The organism is Mycobacterium barrassiae, from assembly GCF_025822765.1.
Lineage (GTDB): Bacteria > Actinomycetota > Actinomycetes > Mycobacteriales > Mycobacteriaceae > Mycobacterium > Mycobacterium barrassiae.
Genome location: NZ_JACKUK010000023.1, coordinates 585,520 through 611,791, shown reverse-complemented (window position 1 = coordinate 611,791; position 26,272 = coordinate 585,520). Strand labels below are relative to the sequence as shown.

22 protein-coding genes are annotated in these 26,272 nt (G+C 65.2%); 11 read left to right on the top strand and 11 right to left on the bottom strand.

Going from position 1 to position 26,272, the window contains the following annotated elements; translation table 11 throughout:
• Window positions 1-30 precede the first annotated feature (30 nt).
• Entirely contained in the window at window positions 31-2,238 is a 2,208-nt protein-coding gene (locus H7J93_RS13305) for a molybdopterin-containing oxidoreductase family protein (protein ID WP_267306735.1), read from the top strand.
• 49 nt (window positions 2,239-2,287) lie between these two features.
• Here the strand turns inward: H7J93_RS13305 and H7J93_RS13300 are convergent, their stop codons facing one another.
• On the bottom strand, window positions 2,288-3,502 hold the full coding sequence (locus tag H7J93_RS13300) for a CaiB/BaiF CoA transferase family protein (RefSeq protein ID WP_267307001.1): 1,215 nt from the start codon (window positions 3,500-3,502) through the stop codon (window positions 2,288-2,290).
• A 103-nt stretch (window positions 3,503-3,605) separates the two neighbouring features.
• On the opposite strand from H7J93_RS13300, the gene H7J93_RS13295 reads away from it, so the two are divergent.
• Window positions 3,606-5,156 (top strand): aldehyde dehydrogenase family protein, encoded by a 1,551-nt coding sequence (locus H7J93_RS13295; protein ID WP_267306734.1) that lies wholly within the window; start codon window positions 3,606-3,608, stop codon window positions 5,154-5,156.
• Here H7J93_RS13295 and H7J93_RS13290 read toward each other — a convergent pair whose 3' ends face one another.
• The 6 genes from H7J93_RS13290 to H7J93_RS13265 all read right to left on the bottom strand — a co-directional run bounded on the left by H7J93_RS13290 (window position 5,157) and on the right by H7J93_RS13265 (window position 11,384).
• On the bottom strand, window positions 5,157-5,798 hold the full coding sequence (locus H7J93_RS13290) for a TetR/AcrR family transcriptional regulator (RefSeq protein WP_267306733.1): 642 nt from the start codon (window positions 5,796-5,798) through the stop codon (window positions 5,157-5,159). It lies immediately after the preceding gene.
• 3 nt (window positions 5,799-5,801) lie between these two features.
• Window positions 5,802-7,010 (bottom strand): cytochrome P450, encoded by a 1,209-nt coding sequence (locus H7J93_RS13285; protein ID WP_267306732.1) that lies wholly within the window; start codon window positions 7,008-7,010, stop codon window positions 5,802-5,804.
• 64 nt (window positions 7,011-7,074) lie between these two features.
• A complete protein-coding gene (locus H7J93_RS13280) occupies window positions 7,075-7,851 on the bottom strand; it encodes a coniferyl-alcohol dehydrogenase (protein WP_267306731.1) in 777 nt (258 codons plus the stop codon).
• 194 nt (window positions 7,852-8,045) lie between these two features.
• Window positions 8,046-9,704 carry an acyl-CoA synthetase gene (locus tag H7J93_RS13275; protein ID WP_267306730.1) on the bottom strand — a complete coding sequence of 553 codons (1,659 nt, stop codon included), beginning with the start codon at window positions 9,702-9,704 and terminating at the stop codon, window positions 8,046-8,048.
• 8 nt (window positions 9,705-9,712) lie between these two features.
• Entirely contained in the window at window positions 9,713-10,249 is a 537-nt protein-coding gene (locus tag H7J93_RS13270; RefSeq protein WP_267306729.1) for a PaaI family thioesterase, read from the bottom strand.
• Window positions 10,250-10,385: 136 nt separating this feature from the next.
• Window positions 10,386-11,384: an aromatic ring-hydroxylating oxygenase subunit alpha gene (locus H7J93_RS13265; protein WP_267306728.1), complete on the bottom strand. Its 999-nt coding sequence runs from the start codon at window positions 11,382-11,384 to the stop codon at window positions 10,386-10,388.
• 214 nt (window positions 11,385-11,598) lie between these two features.
• Between H7J93_RS13265 and H7J93_RS13260 the strand changes: the two genes are divergently transcribed.
• The 6 genes from H7J93_RS13260 (at window position 11,599) to H7J93_RS13235 (ending at window position 17,901) form a co-directional block, all read left to right on the top strand.
• On the top strand, window positions 11,599-12,522 hold the full coding sequence (locus tag H7J93_RS13260) for an acyl-ACP desaturase (protein WP_267306727.1): 924 nt from the start codon (window positions 11,599-11,601) through the stop codon (window positions 12,520-12,522).
• Between the two features lie 117 nt (window positions 12,523-12,639).
• Window positions 12,640-14,259: a flavin-containing monooxygenase gene (locus H7J93_RS13255; protein ID WP_267307000.1), complete on the top strand. Its 1,620-nt coding sequence runs from the start codon at window positions 12,640-12,642 to the stop codon at window positions 14,257-14,259.
• Entirely contained in the window at window positions 14,256-15,377 is a 1,122-nt protein-coding gene (locus H7J93_RS13250; protein WP_267306726.1) for an alpha/beta hydrolase family protein, read from the top strand. Before H7J93_RS13255 ends, H7J93_RS13250 begins: the two co-directional genes overlap by 4 nt.
• Before the next feature lie 60 nt (window positions 15,378-15,437).
• On the top strand, window positions 15,438-16,490 hold the full coding sequence (locus tag H7J93_RS13245; RefSeq protein WP_267306725.1) for a phosphotransferase: 1,053 nt from the start codon (window positions 15,438-15,440) through the stop codon (window positions 16,488-16,490).
• Window positions 16,487-16,861: an ester cyclase gene (locus H7J93_RS13240; RefSeq protein WP_267306724.1), complete on the top strand. Its 375-nt coding sequence runs from the start codon at window positions 16,487-16,489 to the stop codon at window positions 16,859-16,861. The genes H7J93_RS13245 and H7J93_RS13240 overlap by 4 nt, the downstream gene beginning before the upstream one ends.
• Entirely contained in the window at window positions 16,825-17,901 is a 1,077-nt protein-coding gene (locus H7J93_RS13235) for a TIGR03857 family LLM class F420-dependent oxidoreductase (protein ID WP_372507871.1), read from the top strand. The genes H7J93_RS13240 and H7J93_RS13235 overlap by 37 nt, the downstream gene beginning before the upstream one ends.
• A gap of 56 nt (window positions 17,902-17,957) precedes the next feature.
• Here the strand turns inward: H7J93_RS13235 and H7J93_RS13230 are convergent, their stop codons facing one another.
• The gene (locus tag H7J93_RS13230; protein ID WP_267306722.1) at window positions 17,958-19,454 is read right to left on the bottom strand and encodes an acyl-CoA carboxylase subunit beta; all 1,497 of its coding nucleotides are present in this window, start codon (window positions 19,452-19,454) and stop codon (window positions 17,958-17,960) included.
• Window positions 19,455-19,540: 86 nt separating this feature from the next.
• Here H7J93_RS13230 and H7J93_RS13225 point away from each other — a divergent pair, with 86 nt between their 5' ends.
• Both H7J93_RS13225 and H7J93_RS13220 read left to right on the top strand, forming a co-directional pair.
• Window positions 19,541-20,575, top strand: coding sequence for an LLM class F420-dependent oxidoreductase (locus tag H7J93_RS13225; RefSeq protein WP_267306721.1), 1,035 nt, complete (start codon window positions 19,541-19,543; stop codon window positions 20,573-20,575).
• Window positions 20,576-20,604: 29 nt separating this feature from the next.
• Window positions 20,605-21,825 carry a cytochrome P450 gene (locus H7J93_RS13220; protein WP_267306999.1) on the top strand — a complete coding sequence of 407 codons (1,221 nt, stop codon included), beginning with the start codon at window positions 20,605-20,607 and terminating at the stop codon, window positions 21,823-21,825.
• Window positions 21,826-21,838: 13 nt separating this feature from the next.
• Here H7J93_RS13220 and H7J93_RS13215 read toward each other — a convergent pair whose 3' ends face one another.
• Window positions 21,839-23,134, bottom strand: a complete 1,296-nt coding sequence (locus H7J93_RS13215; protein ID WP_267306720.1) for an amidohydrolase family protein — start codon at window positions 23,132-23,134, stop codon at window positions 21,839-21,841.
• A 110-nt stretch (window positions 23,135-23,244) separates the two neighbouring features.
• On the opposite strand from H7J93_RS13215, the gene H7J93_RS13210 reads away from it, so the two are divergent.
• Complete coding sequence (locus H7J93_RS13210; RefSeq protein ID WP_267306719.1) at window positions 23,245-23,835, top strand: carboxymuconolactone decarboxylase family protein; 591 nt, start codon at window positions 23,245-23,247, stop codon at window positions 23,833-23,835.
• A gap of 6 nt (window positions 23,836-23,841) precedes the next feature.
• Here the strand turns inward: H7J93_RS13210 and H7J93_RS13205 are convergent, their stop codons facing one another.
• The gene (locus H7J93_RS13205; RefSeq protein WP_276021821.1) at window positions 23,842-24,033 is read right to left on the bottom strand and encodes a YbdD/YjiX family protein; all 192 of its coding nucleotides are present in this window, start codon (window positions 24,031-24,033) and stop codon (window positions 23,842-23,844) included.
• Window positions 23,979-26,267 carry a carbon starvation CstA family protein gene (locus H7J93_RS13200; RefSeq protein WP_267306717.1) on the bottom strand — a complete coding sequence of 763 codons (2,289 nt, stop codon included), beginning with the start codon at window positions 26,265-26,267 and terminating at the stop codon, window positions 23,979-23,981. The genes H7J93_RS13205 and H7J93_RS13200 overlap by 55 nt, the downstream gene beginning before the upstream one ends.
• Between the last annotated feature and the right edge of the window lie 5 nt (window positions 26,268-26,272).

Genomic DNA, 26,272 nt, shown 5'->3' with positions numbered 1-26,272 from the left:
AACTGTAATGATTACAGTATCGTAGTCGACGTGGCCCCGGTGATCGAGCACAAGCCCACGTTCTGCCGGATATGTGAGCCGCTCTGCGGCATGATCGCGACCGTCGAAGACGGCCGTCTGGTCGCGTTGCGGCCCGACAAGGAACATCCACTGTCGGCGGGGTTTGCGTGCCAGAAGGGCATCGCGTTCACCGAGGTGCAGAACGATCCCGACCGGGTCATCACGCCACTGCGCCGCGGACCTAACGGCTTCGAACCGGTCACGTGGGACGCCGCGATGTCCGATATCGCGGCGCGGTTGTCGGCGGTGCTGCGCCGTCACGGGTCCGGCGGCGTCGGCTGGTACATGGGTAATCCCGGTGCGTTCAGTTACGCGCACACCTTCGCGGCGCTGCTGTTCACCAAGGGCCTGGGCCGTCACGGGCACTACTTCACCGCCTCGTCGCAGGACACCAACAGCCGGTTGATCGCCAGCCAACTGCTCTACGGCGTGCCGACGTCGGTGCCGATTCCCGATCTCACGCGGACCGAACTCTTGGTGCTGATGGGCGCCAATCCCGTCGTTTCCCACGGCAGCTTCCTGACGGCGCCCCGGATCAAAGACCGCATGCACGACGTCGTCAAGCGCGGTGGCCGCGTGGTGGTTGTCGATCCACGCCGGACCGAAACCGCGGTCGCATTCGAGTGGCTCGGCATCGTGCCCGACTCCGACTCCTTCCTGCTGTTGTCCCTGCTGCAGGTGATGTTCGCCGAGCACCTCGTCGATGTCGCGCGAGTGAGTCGCGTCGCCGACGGGGTGGATTGGCTGCGCTCGCTGTGCGAACCGTTCACCCCGGAGGCGACGGCGGCCCGGACCGGCATCGATCCGGCGAGCGTGAGGGCATTGGCCCGTGACCTCGTCCGCACGCCACGCGCCGCCATCTACGGACGACTCGGCACCTGCGTGGGTCGGTACGGCACGCTGACCACCTATCTGATCGACGCCGTCAACCTGGTCGCGGGAAACCTCGACGTGCCGGGCGGTTCGGTGTTCAGCTCGATGCAGACCGTTGGCCAGAAATGGCAGAACACCATGATGGGTGCCGTGATGCGACGCTCACGACAACGGAAGCGCTCGCGGATCAACGGAATTCCCAGTGCAATCGGCTCCGAGCCCGCCGCACTGATGGCCAAGGAGATCACGACACCCGGCGATCGCCAGATCAAGGCGATGTTCGTGTCCGCGGGCAACCCGGTGCTCTCGGTACCCAACGGCGACGAACTCGAGGCCGCGTTCGACACCCTGGAACTGTCGGTGGCGCTCGATTTCTACATCACCGAGACCACCGCGCGATGCGACTACATCCTGCCTGTCACCACGATGTACGAGCGCGACGACTTCCCCTATACGTTCCAGGGATTTCAGGCGACGCCGTTTCGTCAGGCCACCGAGGCCGTGGTCGCTCCCGCGGGCGAGGCGCGCTCGGAATGGAACATCGTCGAGGATCTGGCGTGTCGACTCGGACGACGGGTGCCGGCATTCGCGGTATTCGCCGCCGCGCGAAAGGCATTGAGCACCTTAGGAACCACGCTGACGCCGCGCCTCATGATGGATGGCCTCGTCCGAATGTCGCAGGGCGGCGATCGTTACGGACTGCGCCGCGGCGGACTGTCGTTGCGTCGTTTGACCGAACAGCATCCGCACGGTGTGGTGGTGGCACCGCACATCCGCACCGGCGTGCTGCGTGATGTCGTCGGCTATCTGTCGCGACGCGTACAGCTGGTCCATTCCGAGATCGCCGACGAGGTCGCCAAGCTGACGAGCAGCGAACATCCGGTGGACTACCCGCTGCGGATGATCGGCATGCGAGAGCCGCGCTCGGAGAACTCGTGGATGCACAACTCGCCGTTGCTGATGCGCGGCGAGCGTCGCCACCACGCGCTGATGCACGTCGACGATGCGGCCGAGCTGCAGATCGCCGACGGCGACGTCGTGCAGATCAGCTCGCCGTACGGCCAGATCACCGTTCCGGTGACCTCGACGAAGAACCTGGTCGCCGGCGTCGTCGCCATTCCGCATGGCTGGGGTCACAAAGGCACCGGCGGCTGGCAGCTGGCCAACCGCGCCGGGGGAGCGAACGTGAACCGCCTGACCTCGAGTGAGCCCGACGACGTCGAAGCGGTGTCCGGAATGGCTTGGCTGACAGGCGTACCCGTGCGCGTCGACCGCATCGACTCTGCGTCCACGCCGCAAAAGTAGAGCGAACGAAGCCCGGGGCGCTGGGCCCACGCGCAGCGGGGGAAGTCAACTAGGCGATGGCGCCGGCGTCCTTGAGCGCCTCGATGCGATCCCAGTCCATCCCGAGTTCCATCAGCACGATCTCGGTGTGCTCGGATGCCTGTGGCGCGCGCGTCGTCTCGAGCGGTTCGTGGTTGAACTGGACGGGACCGCGCACGACCTTGAATGGCGCTCCGCCGTCGGCGGCCTCCACCTCGACGATCATGTCGTTGGCGATCGCCTGCTCGTCGGAGGCGAGATCGACCAGGCTCTGGAACGGCGCCCACTGACCCTTCATGGTTTTCAGATGCTGACGCCAGTAGTCGAAGGGCTTGCTGCGGATGGATTCGGCGATCAGTTCCGCTGCGGCCGCGGCGTTTTCGATGAGCGGCATGACGTCACAGAACCTAGGATCGTCGGCCAGGTCGGGCAGTCCCAGATGTTCGAATGCATCACGGATGTAGCCGGTGGGGCTGACGATGCACAGATTGATGGTGCCGCCGTCGGAGGTCAGGTAGTTGCCGAGGAACGGGTTCACGGTCGGGCCGATGGAGTCGGGCATCAACGAGCGCATGGTCTCGCCCGTCTCCATGCCCTGGGTGACACTGGCGCCCGCGGCCCACCACGCGGTGCTCAGCAGCGAGACGTCGAGTTCGACTGCCTCGCCGGTGCGTTCGCGATGGAACAGCGCCGCCGAGATGCCGCCCGCGATGTTCATCCCGCCGATGGAATCGCCGAACGCCGGGATGCCCTGCGACAGCGCCCCACCGAGTTCTTCAGGGGTCAGCGCATGGCCGACGCCGCTACGTGTCCAGAACGCGGTGCCGTCGAAGCCGCCGGTGTCGCGTTCGGCGCCCTTGTCTCCGTAGGCACTGCCGCGCGCGTAGATGATGTTCGGGTTGACCGCACGGATGTGTTCGACGTCGAACTTGTTCTTCTGCCGCTGCGCGGGCATGTAGTTGGTGAGGAACACGTCCGCGGTCTTGGCGATCTCATAGAGGACCTCCTGGCCGCCGGCGGTGGATACGTCGATGCCGACGCTGCGCTTGCCGCGATTGGGGTGCTCGATCAAGGGATGCCGGTTCGGATCCAACTGGAAGCCGCCCATATTGACGAAGCCGCGTTGCGTGTCACCGCGCACCGGATGTTCGACCTTGATGACGTCCGCGCCCCAATCGGCGAGGATCGCCCCCGCGGCCGGGACGAACGTGAACTGCGCAACCTCCAGGACGCGAACGCCGTCCATCACCTTGATCAAGTCGACTCTCTCCAGCCCGTCTCGTCGTTGTAATCGCCTACTGTAATCGTTACAGTTGAGCGTCCAGCATTGATCTGATTGTACGAGGTAAATGGTGAGCCTCACCGAGGACCAAGTAGAGCGGACCGAAACCAGCGTCGATGTCGGCCTGCGGGCGGCGACGCGCGCCGAGTCGCGTCTGCTGATCGACGGCGAGCTCGTCGCCGCCGCCTCGGGCGAAACCTTCGACAACTTCAGCCCCGCGACCGGACTGCTGCTGGGCGCGACGGCCGCCGCCGGTGCCGACGACATGGACCGCGCGATCGCCTCCGCCCGCCGCGCGTTCGACGAAACCGACTGGGCGACCAACCGCGAGCTGCGCAAGCGGTGTCTGGCCCAACTGCAGGAGGCGATCGAGGCCGAGAAGGAAGACCTGCGTGAGGAGTTGATCGCCGAGGTCGGCGCTCCGCTGATGACGACGCAGACGGCACAGTTGGAATGGCCGCTCGCCGAATCGCTGCGCTATCCCGCGGGACTGATCGACGACTTCGAGTGGGAGCGCACCCTCGACGGCGGTGGGCTGTTCGGTGAGCGCAACGTCCGCACCGTCGTCAAGGAACCGGTCGGCGTCGTCGCCGCGATCACCCCGTCCAACTTCCCGATCGAAGTCATCCTCAACAAGCTGGGACCCGCGCTGGCGGCGGGCAATACCGTTGTCCTGAAGCCGGATCCGAACACACCGTGGAATGCGACGCGGCTCGGCAGGCTCGTCGCCGAGCGCACCGACATTCCAGCGGGCGTGCTCAACGTGGTCACCACCCCGTCCAACGACGTCGCCGGTCTGCTGGGCACCGATCCCCGCGTTGACATGATTTCGTTCACCGGTTCGACGGCCGTCGGCAAGCTGCTGATGCGTCAGGGCGCCGACACGATGAAGCGGATGTTCTTGGAACTCGGCGGCAAGTCCGTGGCCATCGTGCTCGACGACGCCAACCCCGCCGCGATCCTGGGAGCCGCGATCGGGGTGTGCGTCCACGCCGGGCAGGCGTGCGCGGCGACCACCCGCATGCTCGTGCACCGCTCGTTGTACGACGAGGCCGTCGCCACCGTCACCGCCGCGTACCAGGGTGTGCCGGTCGGCGATCCGGTACTGCCGGAAACCCTTGTCGGGCCGGTGATCAGCGCCGCGCAGAAGGACCGGGTGCTCACCGCCGTGGAGCGGGCGCGCGCCGAGGGCGCCGAGATCACCACCGGCGGAGGCGCGGTCGTCGATCTGCCCGAACACCTGTCCGGCGGTTACTACGTGCAGCCGACGGTGATCGTCGGGGTCGACAACAGCGCTGCGATCGCCCAGGAGGAGGTCTTCGGACCGGTGCTGATCGTGATGCCGTTCGACGACGACGATCACGCCGTGCGCATCGCCAACGACAGCTCGTACGGTTTGGCGGGAGCGGTGATCTCGCGGTCGATGGAGCGGGGTATGAATATCGCCCGCCGCATCCGCACCGGGTCTTTCGGCGTCAACGGCGGGATGTTCTACGGCGCCGACGCGCCATTCGGCGGTTACAAGAGCAGCGGCGTGGGGCGCCAGTGCGGCATCGAGGGCTTTCAGCAGTACCTCGAAACCAAGACCATCGGTTGCCGAATACCTCGGCAGAAATGATCACGACGCGTCGATGAGCGTCTGGGCGTGGTCCAGGATGCTTTCGAGGATGTAGTCGTAGTCGATGTCATCGGCAAAACCGATGTAGCGCTTACCGTTCGAGCGCTGGGCGGGAAAGCCTTCGGTCTTCGCCTGGATGCGCTCCAGCACCGCGGACCCGCGGGTGTGCACTGAGATCGCTCCGTAGGTGTCGGCGGCCTGTCGGGCATCGAGGCCGGCCTCGATGAGCGCCGTGATCGGCTGTTCGATCTTGTGGAGCGCCCCGCGCACCGCGCGCCCGCTGAACTGGCCGCGGATGAGCACGAGATCGCAGAGGGTCGGATTGTCGCGGAAGTGCGCGCGCATGGTCCGCGCATGATCGCGAAGCGACGTGCGCCAATTGGACGCGTCAATGGTCGGCACGGTGAACTCGAACTGCTCCAGCGCGCGATCGGCCATGGCGTCGAGCAGATCGTCCTTGCGTCGGAAATACCAGTAGATGCTCGTGACTCCGACATCGAGATGCTTGGCCAGCACCGGCATGCTCAGATTGTCGATCGACACCTGATCGGCGACTTCGAATGCACCGGAGATGATTTCGTCGGCGCTGATCGATCCGCGGTCTCGTCGCTTGCGGACATCGGTCTTCGTGTTGGTGGCCACGACTCAACCGGCGGCGGCGAATGTCACGGGAATGGCTGTGGGGGAGCGGAAGGGTTGCCCGTGGATGTGGGGATTGTCGTCGGTGACGAGTTGGATATCGGTCAGTCGATCCAACAGGCACTCCAGGGCGACGCGCGTCTCCATGCGCGCGAGATGCAGTCCCATGCAGGTGTGTTCGCCTGCGGCAAAGGAGATGTGCGGCACGCGTTTCCGGTGGATGTCGAACTCCTCGGAGCGTTCCCACCGCCGTTCGTCACGGTTGGCCGATCCGATGCACACGTCGATGACCGCGCCCTGCGGAATAGTGACACCCTCGAGTTCGGTCTCCTCGGTGGCGTAGCGCTGAACCGTCGTCAGCGGGGTCTCGTACCGCAGGCCCTCCTCGATCGCGGGTGCGACGAGGTTGCGGTCGGCCTGCACCGCGCGGAACTGCTCGGGATGAGTGAGCAGCAGGAAAAGCAGATTCCCCGAGGACCGGAAAGTGGTTTCCAGCCCGGCAGGCAGCAGTAGCCGCAGGAACGAGTAGATGGCTTCATCGGAGAGCTTCTCGCCGTCGATCTCGGCGGTCACCAGGTCGCCGATGATGTCCTCGGTCGGTTTACTGCGACGCAGCTCGATCTGTTGCAGGAAATAGTCTTTCAGCGCCGCGGATGCCTCGAACGCGCGCTTCCATTTGACGTGGTAGCTGATCAACTCCACCGCGCGCTTGCGGAACCACGGCAGGTCCTCCTCGGGCAGGCCCAGCAGTCGGGAGATGACCCGGGTGGGGAACTCGAGGGTGAACTGCTTGACGAGGTCGGCGTGGCCGACATCGATGAACTCGTCGATCAGCCCGTTGACGACCGGACGGACGATCTCGGGTTCCCATCGCGCCAGCGAACGCGTCTTGAACGCCGCGGACACCAGATTGCGGTGCTCCCAGTGCTTTTTGCCTTCCATGGCCAGGATCGTGGGGCCGATGAACAGGCCGATGGTGCTGTCGTAGATGTGGGAGTTGAACGACTTGCTGTCCCGGAACACCCTGTTGACCGCATCGAAGGAGACCGCGGCGTAGAGGTTTTCAGGAAGCATGGACTCCGGCGTCTTGGACCAGTCCATGACGCTGCCCTTGAAGACACCGAACTCGTGCCGTCTCCTGGCGAACAGGGAATAGGGGTCGCGGAGGAGGTCGGCCGCCTCTTCGACCGTCACGTTGTGCACTGAGCTCTCCACGATTGCTCCAGCATCTCCGGGTCCGGCTCGGTCCTGCGAACGGTACTGTAAATATTACAGTAGACTATACCAGCTGGACAGGTGGCCCGGCGGTCATTGAGGCGATGAAGCCTGCGTCGACGTGAATGTCCTGGCCGGTGATCCAGCGCGCCTCCGGTGAACCGAGGAACGCGATGACCGGGACGATGTCGTCGACGCTCGCGTGTCTGCCCACCGTGGCGCGACACATGTCGAGGACTTTCTTGCCCATCGTCTGCTCGAAGTCGGCGAGGATCGGTGTTTCGACGGGTCCCGGGCTGACGGTGTTGACCCGCACTCCGTACTTGGCCCACGCGGGGCCGGCAAGGCGTTTGGTGTAGAGGATCGCCGCCTGCTTGGAGGTGCTGTACACCGGATACGCCGGATCCTGTTGATCCTGCCAACGCGCGACGGCATCGCTGTCGGTGAGTTCGAGGAGCCCGTCGAGGATTTCGATCCGCTGGTCCCAGCCGAGCGCCGCTGTCGACGCCACCGTGACGATTGACCCGCCCTCACGCAGCAGGGGCAGCATGCCCTCGACCATCAATCGCATGCCGAGGTAGTTGACGTTCAACACATCGGCGGCCGGCGCCGTGCCGGGGATTCCCGCGACATGGGCGAGCATGTCCCAGCCCGAGCTGATTCCGGCGAGCAGCGCGTCGATGTCGGAGGGGTCGCGAAGGTCGCAGCGCCGATACTCGGAGGCGGGCGTCTGCTGCTCCCGGACGTCGACCGCCAGCACGTGGTCGCCGCGGTCGTAGAAGTGTTTGGCAACGGCCGCACCGATTCCCGATCCCGCACCGACGACGACGATTCTGCTCATCTGCACCAGTCCTTCCGGCCGCCATCCCATCGAATGGCCGACAGTAAACAATTCTGGTGGGCCAGACAATGACCTTCCAAAGGTTCGCCGATGAACCGAGCCGCCGCGAGCCGCCCTGGCAGACAACGTCCGGTTAATGAATGCGCAGCGCCGTCAACCCGGAATTACGCTGGCGCGCAGTTGATTCCGTCGGCTCAAGCGTTGCCGCTGATGGCCTGCTCGCGCGCCCAGCGGTAGTCGGCCTTGCCCGCGGGACTGCGCTCGATGACGGGCCGGAAGACCACCGCCTTCGGCAGCTTGTACCGGGCGATGGACGTCGATGCGTGGTCGATCAACTCCTGGGCGTCGGCGCTGGCGCCGTCGACGAGGGCCACGATCGCGACCACCTCCTGCCCCCACCGTTCGCTCGGACGGCCGGAGACCACGACGTCGGCAACCGCGGGGTGGGACAGCAGCGCGGTCTCCACCTCCTCGACGAAGATCTTCTCCCCGCCCGAGTTGATGGTCTGCGACTCGCGGCCGAGCAGTTCGATACCGCCGTCGGCGAGATGGCGCGCGCGGTCGCCCGGTATCGAGAACCGCACGCCGTCGATGACCGGAAATGTCTTGGCCGTCTTGGCCGCATCACCCTTGTAGCCCAGCGGCACATAACCGCGCTGGGCCAACCAGCCGATGCCCTCATGGCCGGGCTCCAGAATCGCATCGAGTTCCTCGGACGCGACGAAGGTGTCCGGGCCCGCGGTGAATTTGCCGGTCGACACGGCGCCGGGGGCGGACATGTGGTTCATCTGGATCCCGGTCTCCGAGGACCCGACGCCGTCCATGACGATCAGGCCGGGCTTGACGTCGATCAGCCGCTGTTTCGCGGTGGGGGTCAGCAGCGCCCCGCCGTTGGCCACCACGGCCATCGACGACAGATCCGCAGATAAGCGTTCGATGGCGTCGGCCAGCGGGCGCGCCATCGCATCGCCGACCACCTGCACGGCGAGCACCTTCTCCCGTTCGACCGTGCGCACGACCTCCTCGGCATCGAATCGATGCGGTGTCTCCGCGAACACGACTGTCTGCCCGGTGGTGAGCGCGGTCATCACTGCCCACTGTGCGGCACCGTGCATCAGCGGCGGCAGGGTGAAGATCTTGGTGCCAGGGTTTTCTTGGGAGCGCTGGGCGATCTCGTCGTAGGACCGGGTGAGTTCGCCGGTGGCCATGTTGCGGCCGCCGAACGACGTCATGAAGATGTCGTGCTGGCGCCAGAGGACGCCCTTGGGCATACCGGTGGTGCCGCCGGTGTAGAGGACGTAGAGGTCGTCGGGCGACGGCTCGAGCGGCGGCGGCTCGGAAGGCCCCGATGTGACGATCGAGTCGTAGTCGACCGCCCCGTGCACGAGGTCGTTGCCCGAGTCATCGGCGATCTGGATGAGCACCCGCAGGTGCGGTAGCTGGGGGAGTACCTCGGCGACCCGGGGCGCGAACGTCGCGTGGTAGACCAGTGCGGTCGCACCGGAATCGTTGAGCAGGTAGTGCAGCTCGTTCTTCACGTAGCGGTAGTTGACGTTGAAGGGGGCGACCCGGGCCCGCCATGAACCGAGCATCGACTCGATGTATTCGGGCCCGTTGTAGGCGTAGATGCCGAGCAGATCCTGGCCCACCTCATGGCCGGCCAGCGCCGAGCGTTCGGTCTTGACGCCCAATCCGCGGGAGTGCAGGTAGGCGGCAAGTCGGTTCGACCGTTCCAGAATCTGGGCGTAGGTGTAGCGGCGGTTGCCCTGGACGACATAATCACGGTCACCGATCACGGCGGCGACAGTTTCCAAGGCGGCCGGAACGGTGAACTGTGTGGCGGAGTCGGACATCGTGCCTCTCATGGCTGGTGCGGAAGCAGGCGGACCATCAGGCCGTTGGCTTCACTCAGGACGTTGCCGTCAGAGTCTGTCATCGTTGCGGTGACGAAGGCCTTCCGCCCATCGATGGAATCTATCCGACCGTGCGAAACCAGTGGTTGGTCGATCGGCGTGATCTTGCGGTAGTCGACGTGGAGGTAGGCGGTGCGGCTGTTGGCGCGGCCCGCGGCGGACACGATCATCCCGAAATGCCAGTCGAAGAACAGCGGTATGACGCCGCCGTGCACAGCGTTGTTGCCACCGACGTGGAAGCGGCTGAAGTGGCCTTCCATGACGACGCCGTCGGGCCCGTACTCCGACATCGTCCACGGCGGCATCAACGGATGGCCCAGGCCCGGCAGGTGGGGGCCGCGACCTGCGGGCGCGACCCCCTGCGGAGCGCGGTGTGCTTCCAGGCGCGCACACAGGTCTTCGATCCGGTCGGCCGAGTCGGCCCACAGCGAGTCGTCGGGGTTCGTCGACACGACGATGTCCTGCAGGCGCCGCATGGCGGTCATGAACCGGCCGAGCTCCGGGCTGGTCTCGGCGGGTTCGATCTCGGGAAGGCCGTGCTCTGGCGGTCGGTTTCGGTCACGGCTGCTTCCATACCTCGATCAGGTTCTCGGTGGTCGTGATGGTCGGCGAGGTCGATTCTCATACCGACGCGGCGACGTCATAAAACTGCTGCGCCCACTTGCGCAGCGCCATATAGGGTTTCGCATCGATCTTCGCCAGCGGGGGATTCTCGATGTACTCCTGGTAGCGCCAGATGTCGAGGTCCTCCCACACTGTGCCCAGGAACTGCTTCTCGACGCGTTCGCGGACGTCGTCCGGCGGTATGTCCGACGTCTCGCCGTCGCGCTTGGGCCACCAGATGGAGTAGAACATCGTCGAAAGCCCGTCCTCGACAGGAGTGACGGCGAAGATCAGCCGGTGATTCGACGATCCCTCGAACACGCTGATCGCGCCGCCAAGGCCGAACATGTGGCTATGGATGTGCAGCGCCATCTTGTTCGGGTCGTCGCTGCGTGCATCCGGCCATCCGGTGAGGAACTGCCACTGCTCGTCGACGATCCGCCACTCCAGGTTGACCGGTGTCACGGAGGCGCCGTGTACGTAGCGGAAATGTGAACTGTCCGGGCCGTTTTCGGCCACGATCTGGGGATGTACCGGTTCGTTCTCGGTCCGCCGTGAGAACTCCGGGTACGGGCGGTAATACGCCGACGGGTCGGTCTCGAACTGCGGGAACGACAGGAAGATGTCAGGCATCTCCCACTGCGGCTCCTTGCCCTGTGGTTGGTGCCAGACGAACACGCAGCCGTGCTGTTCGTTGACGGGGAACACCCGGAGCTTCAGTGCGCGGTTGGGCCGGTCCGGTTGATACGGGATGTAGCGGTTGGTCCCGTCGGGGCCCCAGCGCCAGCCGTGGAACGGGCATTCGACACAGTCGCCGACGACCTTGCCGCCGTGTCCGATGTGCGCGCCGAGGTGCTTGCAGTGCGCTGACAGCACGTGCAGTTCGCCCGACTCGTCGCGGTAGGCGACAAGATCCTCGCCGAAGTAGCGAAGGGGACGCGTCTCGCCCTGCGGAAACTCGGCCGACCATCCCACCATGAACCAGCCGGTGACTTTCCAGGTGAACGGGACTTTCACGTTGCCTCCTCTGACGCCAGCGTGGGTAACGGAAGATATTACAGTAGAGGTTTCGGCAGTGGGACTGAGCCGACAGGTAGAACGGCGGTTCGCCGTGAAAAAGGCTGACTTTCAGGCAGATCGGGCCGAAATGCGATTCGCTTGCATTTCCGCCAACCTACGGTAGCGTAGGTTACGCAGCCGTAGGTAAAGCCTGAGTATTGGAAGACCCTCTATGACGTCAACCCAAACTGCATTGCTCACCGAGCTGGAACCGGTGGTGGAAGCCAATCTGAACCGCCACTTCGAGAAGGCCAAACCGTGGAATCCGCACGACTACGTGCCGTGGAGCCGCGGGCGTGACTTCGCATTACTCGGTGGGCAGGACTGGGTTCCGGAGGATTCTCCCCTCGATGAGGTTGCGAAGGCGGCCCTGTTCGTCAACCTCCTGACCGAGGACAACTTGCCCTCCTACCACCGGGAGATCGCGCTGCGCTTCGGGCCGGACGGCGCCTGGGGGCAATGGGTCGGTCAGTGGACGGCCGAAGAGGCGCGGCACAGCATCGCGATTCGCGACTACCTCATCGTCACCCGCGGCGTCGATCCTGTCGCGCTCGAAGAGGCCCGCATGGTGCACATGAAGGCCGGCTACGACTCGGGCGACAAGTCGATGCTCGAAGCGCTGGCCTACGTGTCCTTTCAGGAACTGGCGACGCGGATCAGTCATCGCAACACCGGCAGGGCGTCGGGCTGTCCGGTCGCCGAGCAACTCCTCACCCGGGTGGCGACCGACGAGAACCTGCACATGGTCTTCTACCGCAACCTCGTCGAGGCCGCGTTCGACATCGCGCCGAGCGCGACCATGGCCGCAGTCGCTCACGAGGTCATCAACTTCCAGATGCCCGGCAGTACCATGCCCGGTTTCGCGGAGAACGCGGTGACGATCGCCAAGGCCGGTATCTACGATCTCCGTTCGCATCTCGACGACGTTGTGCGTCCGGTGTTGCGGTTCTGGCGGGTGTTCGAACGCGACGACCTCGATGGTGAAGGGGAGCGTGCGCGGGAGGAGTTGGCAGCCTTCCTCGATCTAGTCGAGGACAGGGCCCGCCACTACGAGCAACGGCGCGAAGCACGGTTGGCCGGCGCGGGCGTGCACTAGCTCCGTTCGGCTGGAGACAACCGGCATCCAATTGACTCAACGCCTCGGCCTACGCCTGATACTGTAACCGTTACAGTATCTCCCGCCGGAGCGAACACGAGGTGCCGACGCGTGACCATGCCCAGTGCTGTCCGACTCGATGCGATCGTCATCGGAGCCGGATTCTCCGGCCTGTACGCACTACATCTGTTGCGCGAGCGCGGTGTTCGAACCCTTGCGCTCGAGGCGGCGGAGAATGTCGGCGGCACATGGCTGTTCAACCGCTACCCGGGTGCACGCTGCGACATCGAGAGCATCGAATACTCCTACAGCTTCTCCGAGGAGATCCAGCAGGAGTGGGTGTGGACAGAGACCATGCCGGCCCAACCGGAGATCGAGGCGTATCTGAACTTCGTGGCTGACAAGCTCGACCTGCGCCGCGACATCCGCTTCAACACCAAGGTCGTGGCGATGACCTTCGACGAGGCGGCCGCCGAGTGGGTGGTCCGAACTCAATCAGGCGAAACCTTTGTCGCGTCGTACGTGGTCGCCGCCACCGGCATCCTGTCGGTGCCCATCGATCCGGACTTCCCGGGGATGGACACCTTCGGAGGCGCATCGTTGTTCACGGGCCGCTGGCCGAAGGACGGGTTCGACCTGTCGGGTAAGCGCGTCGGCGTCATCGGCACGGGTTCGACCGGCGTGCAACTGATCCCGGTGGTGGCGCAGCGGGCGGAGCACCTCACGGTGTTTCAGCGCTCACCGGCCTACACGCTGCCGTGGGAGGTGCGCGCGTTCGACGACGGCGAACTGGACGAACTGAAAGCGAACTACGCCGAGATCCGGGCCGCCCAACGTGCGCACGCGGTCGGGGCGGCGCGGTTGAGCGCCTTCTCGGTGCTGTTCGAGATGATGGCCAAACCACCGTTGAAGTCGGCGTCGCGGGAAGACCAGCTTCGCGCGATCGAGGAGAACGGCGTGATGGGCGCGCTCAGCTGGGGCGACGTCTTCTTCGACATCGAGGCCAACCGGATGGCGGCGAAGCTTTACGGCGAGGCCGTCGCCCGCATCGTGAAGGACCCGGAGACGGCGGCATCCCTGACGCCGAGCCATCCGTTCGGGTGCAAGCGGCCGATCATCGACCAGGGTTACTACGAGACGTTCAACCGCGACAACGTGACGCTGGTCGACCTTCGCAAGGGGCCGATCGTCGAGATCACGCCGACGGGCATCCGTACCGAAGAGGGACATCACGACCTCGACGTGATCATCTACGCGACCGGCTTCGACGCGATGACGGGTGCGCTCACTCGCATCAACGTCGATGGCCGCGACGGAATGTCGCTTGGCGACTTCTGGACGTCGGAGGGCCCGTACACCTACCTCGGGATCGCCGTCGCGGGTTTTCCGAATCTGTTCATCGTGCAAGCACCCGGAAGTCCCTCGGCAGCAACGAATTTCGTGGCCGCCCTGGAGCAGCATGTGGAATGGATCGGCGGCTGCATCGATTACCTGCGCGCCAACGGATACCGCACCATCGAGGCGCTGCCGGATGCCCAGCGGGAATGGATCGAGCACACGACAGAGCTCGTGGCGCCCACGGTGCTTGTCGACCCGTCGTGCAACTCCTGGTACAACGGCGGCAACGTGCCGGGAAAGAAACGGATGTACATGGGCTACACCGCGGGCATTCCGGAGTACCGGAGGCGGTGCGACGAGATCGCCGACGCGGGCTACACCGGTTTCAAGCTCGCATGAAAGCGTCCGAACGCGCCAGGATCATCGGCCGCGATTTCGCCGGGGTGTTGCCCAGGGCACATGCCGCGGCTGCGGGCTCAGACGACTGGAAGCCGGTGTCGCGGCGCGGCGCGCGGCAACTCGGTGAGGTGGTGCTCGACGAGCTCGCCTTGTCCGGCATGACGTTAACCGCGCCGCCGCCGAAACTCGAGCGAACCGTCGACGCCTGTACCGCCGCGGCGGACGAGCTGTCCGGGTTGACTGTAGTCGAGGCCAATGCAGAGCCGGAACCGTTGCGGGTCAAGTCTGTTCGACGGCGCCGGATCGGGCGGCTGGCGTACGAGCAGGTGAGATTCGACCACGATCCGCGGCTGCCGCAGTCTCTGGCGGTCGAGGGCCTGGGCGGTCCCGCGACGGCGGTGGTGCACCTCTGCCGCACGGGTGATGACCAGCGTCCGTGGCTGGTGTGGGTGCACGGTGCGGGCCAGGGACAACCGATCGATCTGCTGTTCTCGCGCGCGCGTCGAATTCAGGAGGACCTGGGCTTCAACATCGCGTTGCCGGTGCAGCCCGGCCACGGTGCCCGCCGCAGGGCGTGGCTCACCTACCCCGATATGGATCCGCTGAACAACGTCGCGGGCATGATGCGGGTGGTGTCGGAGGTCCGCGCGGTGGTCCGGTGGCTGCGGCCGCAGTCCACTGCGATCGCGGTATCGGGGGTGTCGATGGGAAGTCCGGTGGCGGCGCTGGTGGCCCATCTCGAAAAGGTCGACGGCGTAGCGGTTTACACGCCGATCTTCGGACTCAATGGCATGATCGCCCAGCACCTGGGTCGGTGGGGGCCATCGGTGCGGGAGACCATCGAGCTGCTGCAGTCCGGCACGGTCGCAGCGGTGTCCTCGGTCGTCGACCACCTCGACGTGGAGCCGACACCGCCTCCGCCGAACCGTCTGATCGTGGGTGCCTGGCACGACAGGATGGCGATGCGTGAACCCGCTCAGCGCCTGCACGAACAGTGGGGCGGCGAGTTGTACTGGCATCCGGGAAGCCATGTCGGGCACCTGTTCGCCGGCGGCGTCCAGCGCGCCTCGGAGCGATTCCTTCTGGGCATCAGCCAGTCGACCCGTACTCCCGAATGAACCGGGCGCCTTGGCAACTATGTTAGGTGCGTTGCGTCGAATGAGGTGCGGAGGAACTCAATGGTGAGTGCGGGTACGACGCTGGTCCCCGATGGCGTCGACGGTCTGACTCCGCAATGGCTGACCAGTGCGCTCGGCCGCGAGGTGACCGAGGTCCGTGCCGAGCAGATCGCCCAGGACAGCGGGTTCTCGTCGCTGCTGTACCGGCTGCACCTCACCGGTGACGGTGTTCCGTCGACGTTGATCGCGAAACTGCCCGCGGTGTCCGAGGCCCGCGGAGCGATGGAACTGCTCGGCGGGTACCGCCGCGAGTTGGCGTTCTACCAGGACGTCGCAGGCGCGGCGCCGATGGAGACCCCGCGTGTCTACACCGCGCGAATGGCCGATGGCACAGCGGATTTCGTGCTGCTGCTGGAGGATCTCGCCGACTGGGACAATGCCGATCACCTCGCCGGACTGTCGATGGATCGCGCGCGGGTCTGCATCGCGGCGCTGGCCGGACTGCATACGTGGTCGACGACGAATCCGAGTGCCCTCCAGGCCTTCCCGAGCATCGATACGCCGATCGCGCGCGACTTGCTGGTGCCGGCGTTCGGACCGGGCTGGCAGGTATACCTCGATAACTCGTCGGCGCCGGTACCTGCCGCCGTCGCCGACTTCGCCGCACGGTTCGCCGAAAGCGCGGGCCAGGCGCTCGAGGCTCTGACCGAACGCTCGATGCTGCTACACGGCGATATCCGAGCGGACAATATGTTCTTCGACGGCGACCGGCTGAAGGTCGTCGACTTCCAGTTCGCGTCCATCGGCGCCGGCGCCGCCGACATCGCGTATTTGGTGAGCCAAGGCCTGCCGACCGAGTTGCGGCGGGGCCACGACGAGGCGCTCGTTCGGGAATATGTGGCGCTTCTCGCGGAGCAGGGTGTGCAGGACTACTCGTTCGACCACGCGTGGCGGCACTACCGGTTCGCCGCGGCCTATCTGATGGTGCTTCCTGTCATCACGTTGAACGGTTGGGAGGCGCTGCCCGAACGGTCGCGGGCGTTGTGCCTCACGCTCACTGATCGTGCGGTGGCCGCGATCGACGAGATCGATGCACTGGAGGTGTTCGCGTGACGCGCACAGCCCGAGCGGTCGTCGAACTGTACAACCTCGTGGTGTGGAACAAGCGTGACTTCGCGCTCGCCGAGGAGTTGATGGGGGACAGCGTGATCCGCCATGACGTCGGCGAGTCGACGACGTTGACCCACGAGCAGGCGGTGGCCCGCATCGTCGACCACTGGGACATGTTCGAGACGATTCGCTTCGACCTCAACCTGGTGGTGGCGGGCGACGACGGTGAACATGTCGCGATCGTCTACCAATCACCGATGGTGATGAAGGATGGCACCAAGGTCGACGTCGGCAGTATGGAGATCTTCCGGGTGGTCGACGGTCGAATTGTCGAAGTGTGGAATTGCGGCTACAAACAAGGGGTCTGGCAGTGAGTGAACGCGTCTTGGACGAACTCGGCTTCTACCTGCTCGCCGGCGCGGGGGGTGAGGGTCCTGCCGGGTTGATGGACGAGGCGCGTCGCGGTGAGGAACTCGGATTCGGCACCGGGTTCATCTCCGAACGCTGGAACGTCAAAGAGGCATCATCGTTGACCGGCGCCGCGTTGGCGGTCACCAATCGGCTGCAGATCGCCACCGCCGCAACAAATCACAACACCCGTCACCCGCTGATCACCGGGTCGTACGCGACCACGATGCACCGGCTGTCGAAGGGGCGCTTCACGCTCGGCATCGGCCGCGGGGTGGCGGCGATGTACTCGGCGTTCGGAGTCCCGCCGGTGACGACCGCGCAGATGGAGGACTTCGCCCAGGTGATGCGGAGGCTCTGGCACGGCGAGCTGATCTTCAATCACGACGGGCCGATCGGGAAATACCAGTTGCTGTTCCTCGACCCGGACTTCAACGAGGACATCCGACTGGCGATCGTCGCGTTCGGCCCGCAGACGCTCGCGCTCGGTGGTCGCGAGTTCGACGATGTCATCCTGCATACCTACTTCACGCCCGAAACCCTGCAGCGTGCGGTCAAGACCGTGAAGGACGCTGCCGAGCAGGCCGGCCGCAACCCAGACGACGTGAAGGTCTGGTCGTGTTTCGCGACCGTCGGCGACCATCTGCCCGAGGAACTGCGGCTGAAGAAGACGGTGGCGCGGCTGGCGACGTACCTGCAGGGCTACGGCGAACTGCTCATCAACACCAACGGCTGGGATCTCTCGGTGCTGCAACGCTTCCGGGACGACCCGGTGGTGCAGTCCGTCGCCGGGGGTATCGATCACAAGGCCACCGCCGAGCAGATCGAGCACATCGCCACGCTCATTCCCGACGAGTGGCTCGAGCCGTCGGCAACCGGATCGGCGCGCCAGTGTGTGGATCGCATCCGCAAGGAGTTCGACTACGGGGCTGACGCCGTCATCATGCACGGCTGCACGCCCGACGAACTCGAACCGATCGTCGCGGAGTACCGCGCATCCGACTGATTTGTGTGCGTTCGAGAGCGCTCACCGCTCCTAAACGCACACAAATCGCACGGAAACTAGGGCGTGATGACGGTGCGGCTCACCGGTTCTGCGGCCGCCTGCCTGCTGTAGATCGCGCGCTGCAGCGCCGACAGCAGCGCATTGCGCGTCTCCTCGGGACTGATGAGGTCGTCGAAGCCGAGGTGGCCGGCCGACCGGAATGACGCGTCGACCTCGGCCTTGCGCAGCTTGGCCTCAAGGTCCTCGCCGGCGTGGGAGGCCTTGGTGAGCGCGGAGGCGCTCATCGCACCCATCGTGGCGCCCGGATAGGCGAACGTCGCACTTTGGTTGTCGAAGCCGAGCAGCGACATCACCATCGACCCGAATCCGTAAGCCTTACGCAGGGTTACATGCAGCTTGATCGTTGTGGCGGCGGTCTGCGCGGCGAACATACGGGCGCCGCTGCGCAGCACCCCGGCCTTCTCGGACCGGCTTCCCGGAAGCATCCCCGGATTGTCGGCGAGGAACACGATGGGCAGATGGAACGAGTCGGCGACGTTGATGAAATGCGCTGCCTTGTCGGCGGCGTCGGCGTCGATCGAGCCCGCCAGCACCTTGGGCTGATTGGCGACCACCGCGACGGGGTGGCCACCGAGATGGGCCAGCGCGCAGATCATCGCCTGGCCGAACTTCGGCTGCACCTCGAACCAGCCCCGGTCGTCGAACACCACGTCGAGCACGGCCCGCATGTCGTAGACGCGCCGGTTGCCGCGCGGCACGAGGTCGAGCAGCTCTGGTGTCGTGCGCGGTTCGCTCGCTTCGTCCGCGGGCAGCGACGCCGGATACGACCATGCGCTCGGCGGGAAGTACGACAGGTAGCGGCGGATATCGTCCAGCACCGCCTCGTCGTCCTCGGCCAGGTTGTGGATCACCCCGCTGGCGATCGCGACCGACGGGCCGCCCAGGTCTTCCTTCGAAATCTCTTCGCCCGTCGACTCTTTCACGACCGGCGGCCCTGCGGTGAAGATCGCGCCCTGGTTGCTCATGATGGTCCAGTCGCACACCGGCGCCACCAGCGCGCCGTGGCCCGCCGACGGGCCGAGCAGGCCGCCGACCATCGGCACCTTGCCGGAGCACTGCGCCTGCGCCAGCAGATCGGTGGGGGTGCGGCCGTAGTTCTCGCCGCTGGGCCGGAAGCCGGCGCCCTCGAGGAGCATCACGAGCGGAATCCGGTCTCTCAGTGCCAACTCGGCGAGCCGGTAGCGCTTCGCATTCCCGCCAGGACCGATGCTGCCCGCCAGCGTCGTGAAGTCCTCGGCGCCGACCATCACCGGCGAGCCGTTAATGAGCCCGGAACCGGCGACGATCCCATCGGCGGCGATGTCGCCGCCCACCAGGGTGCCGAACTCCCGGAAGCTGCCCTTGTCGAGAAGATGCTCGAGGCGCGCCCGAGCATCGAGCTTGCCCTTCCCGCGATGCTTGGCCAGCCGCTCCGGGCCACCCATGGCTCGCGAACGCTCACGCCGAAGCTCGAGGTCTTCGAGCGTCTCCTTCCAGCCCTGCTCGTTCGTCATGCGCTCTTCCTGTCGTCGAAAGGCGATCGTCGCACCGGCATGTTCACGTTGACCATACTGAATTGCTTACTGTAGCGTCTGCGGTCATGGGAAGCGGCGCCGGCCTCAAGGTCGACGGCGGCGTGTTCAGCCAGCTCCACGCGGTGGTCGACGCCGCGGTGACCCTGGAACGTCGAGGCTATGACGGCTGCTGGACGGCCGAGGTCGACCACGACCCGTTCCTGCCGCTGACGCTGGCCGCCGAACACACCGACACCATCGAACTGGGCACCAGCATCGCGGTGGCGTTCGCCCGAAACCCGATGACCGTCGCGAACGTCGGCTGGGATCTGCAGGAGTACTCGAAGGGCCGGCTGAACCTGGGACTCGGCTCGCAGATCCAGCCGCACATCGAGAAGCGGTTCAGCATGCCGTGGAGCCGCCCGGTGCACCGGATGCGCGAGTTCGTGCTCGCACTGCGCGAGATCTGGGCGTGTTGGCACGGCGGCACGAAGCTGCGCTTCGAGGGTGAGTTCTACACGCACAAACTCATGACACCCATGTTCATGCCGCAGCCGCATGACTACGGCATTCCGAAGGTGTTCATCGCCGCGGTCGGTGAGGCGATGACGGAGATGACGGGTGAGGTCGCCGACGGCATCCTCGCGCATGCCTTCACGACGAAGCGGTACTTCGAAGAGGTGACCATGCCCGCCCTGATGCGGGGGATGAGCCGATCGGGTCGGCAGCGCAGCGACTTTCAGGTGTCGTGCCCGCTGTTCGTCGTCACGGGCAACGACGAGTCCGAACTGAACGCCGCAGCCGTCGGCACCCGCAAGCAGATCGCGTTCTACGGTTCGACGCCGGCGTACAAGAAGGTGCTCGATCTGCACGGCTGGGGTGCGCTGCACGACGAATTGCACGGGTTGTCGCTCAAAGGCGACTGGGACGGTATGGGTGCGCTCATCGACGACGAGATCCTCGACACGTTCGCGGTGGTCGCTCCGATCGACAAGCTGGCGGCCAAGATTCGGGATCGGTGCGACGGCTTGATCGATCGCGTCATGGTGGGCTTCCCGACCACGATTTCGGAATCAACCATCTCCGCGGTTTTGCAAGAACTGCGCGAGCCGACCACATAGTGGAGGAACCGGTAGTGGCTACCCGGATCATGGATGAAGCGGCGAAGGTGTTCGCAGATCCCGAGACCTACACCGATGAGAAGGCACTTCACGCGGCGCTGACTCACCTGCGAGCCAATGCGCCGGTGTCCTGGGTGGAGGTACCCAACTACCGGCCGTTCTGGGCGATCACGAAACACGCCGACATCATGGCGATCGAACGTGCGAACGACATCTTCACCAACTCGCCCCGTCCGGTGTTGATGACGGAGGAAGGCGATGAGCAGCAGGCCGCCGTCGGCATCAACACGCTGATCCACATGGACGATCCCCAGCACCGCGTGATCCGGGCGATCGGCGCGGACTGGTTTCGTCCGAAGGCCATGCGGGCGTTGAAGGTTCGCGTCGACGAGCTCGCGAAGCGCTTCGTCGACCAGATGGCAGAGGCGGGACCGGAGTGCGATTTCGTCCAGCAGGTCGCGGTGAACTATCCGCTGTACGTGATCATGTCGATGCTCGGCCTTCCCGAGCAGGACTTCCCGAAGATGCTCAAGTACACCCAGGAGATGTTCGGTAACGACGACGCGGAGTTCCAGCGGGGGACCACCAAAGAGGAGCAGATGGCGGCGCTTCTCGAGATGTTCGCGTACTTCACCGCGGTCACCGCCTCGCGCCGCGAGAACCCGACCGAAGATCTGGCATCGGCGATCGCAAACGCCACCGTCAACGGTGAGCCCCTCAACGACATCGAAACCGTGTCGTACTACGCGATTCTCGCCGCCGCCGGACACGACACCACCAGCAACGTCATCTCAGGCGGAATGCATGCGCTCATCGAGCATCCCGACCAACGGGAGCGGCTCCGCGCCAACATGGACCTCATGCCGCTGGCCACCGAGGAGATGATCCGGTGGGTCACGCCGGTGAAGGAGTTCATGCGCACGGCGCAGCAGGACACCGAGGTCCGCGGCGTCCCGATCGCGGCGGGGGAGTCGGTGCTGCTGTCGTATGTGTCGTCGAACCGTGACGAAGATGTCTTCGACGAACCGTTCAAGTTCGACGTGGGACGCGATCCCAACAAGCACAACGCATTCGGTTACGGTGTGCACTTCTGCCTGGGCGCAGCCCTGGCCCGGATGGAGGTCAACAGCTTCTTCTCCGAGCTGGTACCCCGGCTGGACTCGATAGAACTGACCGGCGATCCGGAGTACATGGCGACGATCTTCGTCGGCGGGCCCAAGCACCTGCCGATCCGCTACTCGCTCAGGTGATCTGAGCGCACGCTCACTTCTGGTTCGCGGTCGCCCTGTTCAGCTGGTCCTGCAGCGTCGTCGCGCCGAGACTCGAGTCCTTCTTGTGGTGAGACAGCGCCCGGATGGAGACATCGTGGCCTTCTGCCGCCTTGCGTAGCGCACCGACGGTCGCCTGTTCCTTGGTGATGTGGGTGAACGGGTCCCAGTGGTACCACCGCATGGCGTTCTCGTAGGTCATCTTGTTGATCTCGGCGTCGGTCGCGTTGTGCTCGGTGAGCACCTCGTGAAGTTGTTCGGGAGCGCCGGGCCACATCGAGTCGGAGTGCGGGTAGTCGGCTTCCCAACAGATGTTGTCGATGCCGATCTGATTGCGCATCGCCACCCCGACCGGGTCGGAGATGAAGCAGGTCAGGAAGTGCTCGCGGAAGACCTCGCTGGGCAGCTTGCCCTTGAAGTCCTGCCCCGTCCACGTGGAGTGCATCTCGTACGTGCGATCCGCGCGTTCCAGGAAGTAGGGGATCCACCCGGTGCCACCCTCGCTCAGCGCGATCTTGAGGTCGGGGTATTTCTTGATGGGCTTGGACCACAACAGATCCGCGGCCGCCTGCACGATGTTCATCGGCTGCAGGGTGATCATCACGTCCATCGGCGCATCCGGGGCGGTGATGGCGAGCTTCCCCGATGAGCCGATGTGCACGTTCATCACGGTGTCGGTGTCGACCAGCGCTTCCCACACCGGCGTCCAGTAGTCGTCGTGGAAGGACGGGTAACCCATCGCGGCGGGATTCTCGGTGAATGTCAGCGCGTGCACGCCGCGCTCGGCGTTGCGGCGGATCTCCTTGGCGCATGCTTCGGCGTCCCAGATCACCGGCAGGGTCATCGGGATGAACCGTGCGGGATAGGCGCCGCACCACTCCTCGACGTGCCAGTCGTTGTAGGCCTGCAACAGCGCCAGACTGAACTCGGGATCCTCGGTCGCGAACAGCCGTCCCGCGAATCCGGGGAAGGTGGGAAAGCAGATCGACCCCAGGATGCCGCCGGCGTTCATGTCCTTGACCCGCTCGTCGACCTGCCAGCACCCGGGCCGGATCTCGTCGAGGCCCTGGGGTTCCAGTCCGTACTCCTCCTTCGGGCGGCCCGCCACCGCGTTCAAAGCGACGTTCGGGATGACCACATCGCGGAACTGCCACGTGTCGGACCCGTCTGGGTTGTGCACCAGCCGCGGCGCCTCGTCCAGATACTTTTTCGGAAGATGGTTACGGAACATGTCGGGAGGCTCGACGATGTGGTCGTCGACGCTGATCAGGATCATGTCGTCCTTGTTCACGGCGCACCCCCTTGTAGTTGCTTACCGTATGGGCAACAGTTTAGTCCTCACGGCCCGCGCGTTACGGTGGTTTCTCAGCCTTAACCTACGGCGATGTGAGGTGCTTGGAAGTGACGAATTCCCGAATCGCCCCCTCCGCAGCCTTCGCTTCGATCCCGGCGGACGACCTAGGTCAGGGCGACCGGATCAACCTCGGTGTGGCGTCGATACTCGGCCATCGGCCGGAGGTGGCGGGCGCGCTCGGAGCCCTGCGCCAGGCTCTCGCGTCGACCGGCACGCTGCCGCCGCGGCTGGTCGAATTGGTGCGGTTGCGGATCGCCTTCCACAACCAGTGCCGCAGCTGTATGTCGGTGCGCTACCAGAGCGCCATCGACGACGGGCTCACCGAGGATCTGGTGTGCTCGCTGCAACGGCCCGCAGAGGCTGACGATCTCACCGAAGCCGAGCGCAGCGCGCTGCGCTACGCGGATCTTTTCGCCACCGATCACCTGGCGATCGACGACGCGGTCTACGACGACCTGCGCGAGCACTTCAGCGAGGACGAACTAGTCGAACTCGGTGTGCACTGCGCGTATGCCGTGGGGATGGGCCGGCTGGCGGCGACGTGGCAGGTCACCGACGATGTGCCCGACGCCTTCCGGTCCGAGTCGGGTTCGACTCTGGCGCCGTGGGATTCAGCAGGTGTCGTCGCTTCCGGGTAGCCGCTGTCAGCAGCAACGCGGATTCGGGCTGGACTCCGTCGCCGCGTGGCGCATCCGCCAGTACTCCCGCTCAGACAGCACCGGCTCGCCGGGATGGGTCTGCCTGCGATGTGCGACGTAACGCCGATAGTGGTTGTCACCCATCAATGAGCTCCAGTACCAACCGATTTGGCGGCCGATTTCGGCAACGCGTCCCATTGCTTCTGCACCTCCTTCTCGACCTTGGTCGGAATCAGGCCCGACGGTGCGAAGATCCGTGACGGCACCGGTTCGTCCTCTGTCGTCGGCGGCCCTTCACCGCGGATCGCCCGCAGGGCCACGATCACGCCAGCGACGAACACGACGACCACCAGAGTTGCGAACAGGATCGACAGCGAACCCTGAATGAACGTGTTGCGCACGATCTTCTCGACATCCCCAGGCGTCTTCGCCGTCGAACACAGCCTTCCCGCCTCCTGCGCGGCGCTGCAGATGCTGTGCAGCTTCCAGTATCCGAGCTTCGGGTCGGCCGAGAAGATCTTCTGCCAGGACGCCGTCAGTGTCACCGTGAGATCCCACAGCAGCGGAACCCCCGGCACCCAAGCCCATTTGAGATAGCCCTTCTTGATCACGACCACCGTGACGACGGTCAGTGCGATTGCCGCGAGCAGTTGGTTGGCGATGCCGAACAGCGGGAACAGGGTGTTGATGCCGCCGAGCGGATCGGTGACGCCCATGATCAGGATGGAGCCCCAGCCCGCGACGACGAGAACGCTGCAAATCCACGCTCCGACACGCCAACTCGGGTCCTTCAGCTTGCGCAGCGGACCGCCGAGGTTGCTCAGGCCGTCCGAGAGCATGAAACGCGCCACCCGGGTGCCGGCATCGACCGTCGTCAGGATGAACAACGCCTCGAACATGATCGCGAAGTGATACCAGAACGCCTTGAGGCTGGTGCCGCCGAATACCGAGTGCAGCACCTCGGACATGCCGAAGGCCAGCGTCGGTGCGCCACCGGTGCGCGACACGATCGACTCCTCGCCGACACTCTCGGCGGCTTGGGTGATCTCCTCGGCGGTGATCGGTGGCCCCGACAGTCCCAGCCCGTTGACGTACTCGGCGGCTGTCTGCGCCGTGGCGCCGGTCTGCGCGGCAGGGGCATTCATCGTGAAGTACAGATGCTGATTGAGGATGGCCGCGGTGACCAACGCCATGATCGCCACGAACGACTCGGTGAGCATGCCGCCGTAGCCGATCAACCGCATCTGGCTTTCCTTCTCCAGAAGCTTCGGCGTCGTGCCCGATGAGATGAGCGAGTGGAAACCCGACAGCGCCCCGCACGCGATCGTGATGAACAGGAACGGGAACAGCGACCCGGCGAACACCGGGCCCGTGCCGCTGCTCGCGAACGAGGAGATGGCCGGGGCCTCCATGATCGGACGGGCGAGCAGGATGCCGATGGCCAGCAGTGCGATGGTGCCGACCTTCATGAACGTCGACAGGTAGTCCCTCGGCGCCAGCAGCAGCCATACCGGCAGCACCGATGCGGCCAGGCCGTAGATGATGATGCACCAGGACAGCGTCACCTTCGACAGGGTGAACCAGTCGGTGCCCCAATCGGTTCCGGCAACCCAGCCGCCCGCGACAACCGCCAGCAACAGCAGTACGACGCCGATGAGCGATACCTCCGACACCCGGCCGGGACGAAGGAACCGGAGATAGAGGCCCATGAAGAGGGCGATGGGGATCGTCATCGCAATCGAGAAAACACCCCACGGGCTCTCGGCCAGGGCGCCGACCACCACGAGGGCAAGGACCGCCAACAGGATCACCATGATGGCAAGGACGCCGACGATGGCGGCGACGCCGCCGATCGCGCCGAGCTCGTCGCGCGCCATCTGGCCCAGTGACCGCCCCCGTCGTCGGGTCGAGATCGACAGCACCATGTAGTCCTGCACGCAGCCGGCGAACACCGCGCCGATGATGATCCAGATGGTGCCCGGCAGGTAGCCCATCTGCATTGCGAGCACCGGGCCGACGAGCGGACCAGCGCCGGCGATCGCGGCGAAGTGATGACCGAACAGCACCCGACGGTCGGTCGGCATGTAGTCGGTGCCGTTCTCGAAAATCTCGGCGGGAGTGGCGTTGTCGTCGCGAGGCTTGATGACGTTCATCTCGATCAGCCGCGCGTAGAACCGGAAGCCGATCACGTACGTGCAGATCGCGGCGATGACGAACCACACCGCGTTGACGGTCTCCCCGCGGACGAACGCGATGACCGCCCACGCGATGGCACCCAGCACCGCGATGACCCCGAAAACGATGCGGTGGCGCACGCTGATCGGCGATCGGTCGATCACTGCTACCGGCGGCAGATCCTTGTCCGTGCGGATGTATGTGACGTCGCCCCGGGTTTCCTCGATGCGGTCAGATTCAGCGGTCGGAGATGCCATGAGGC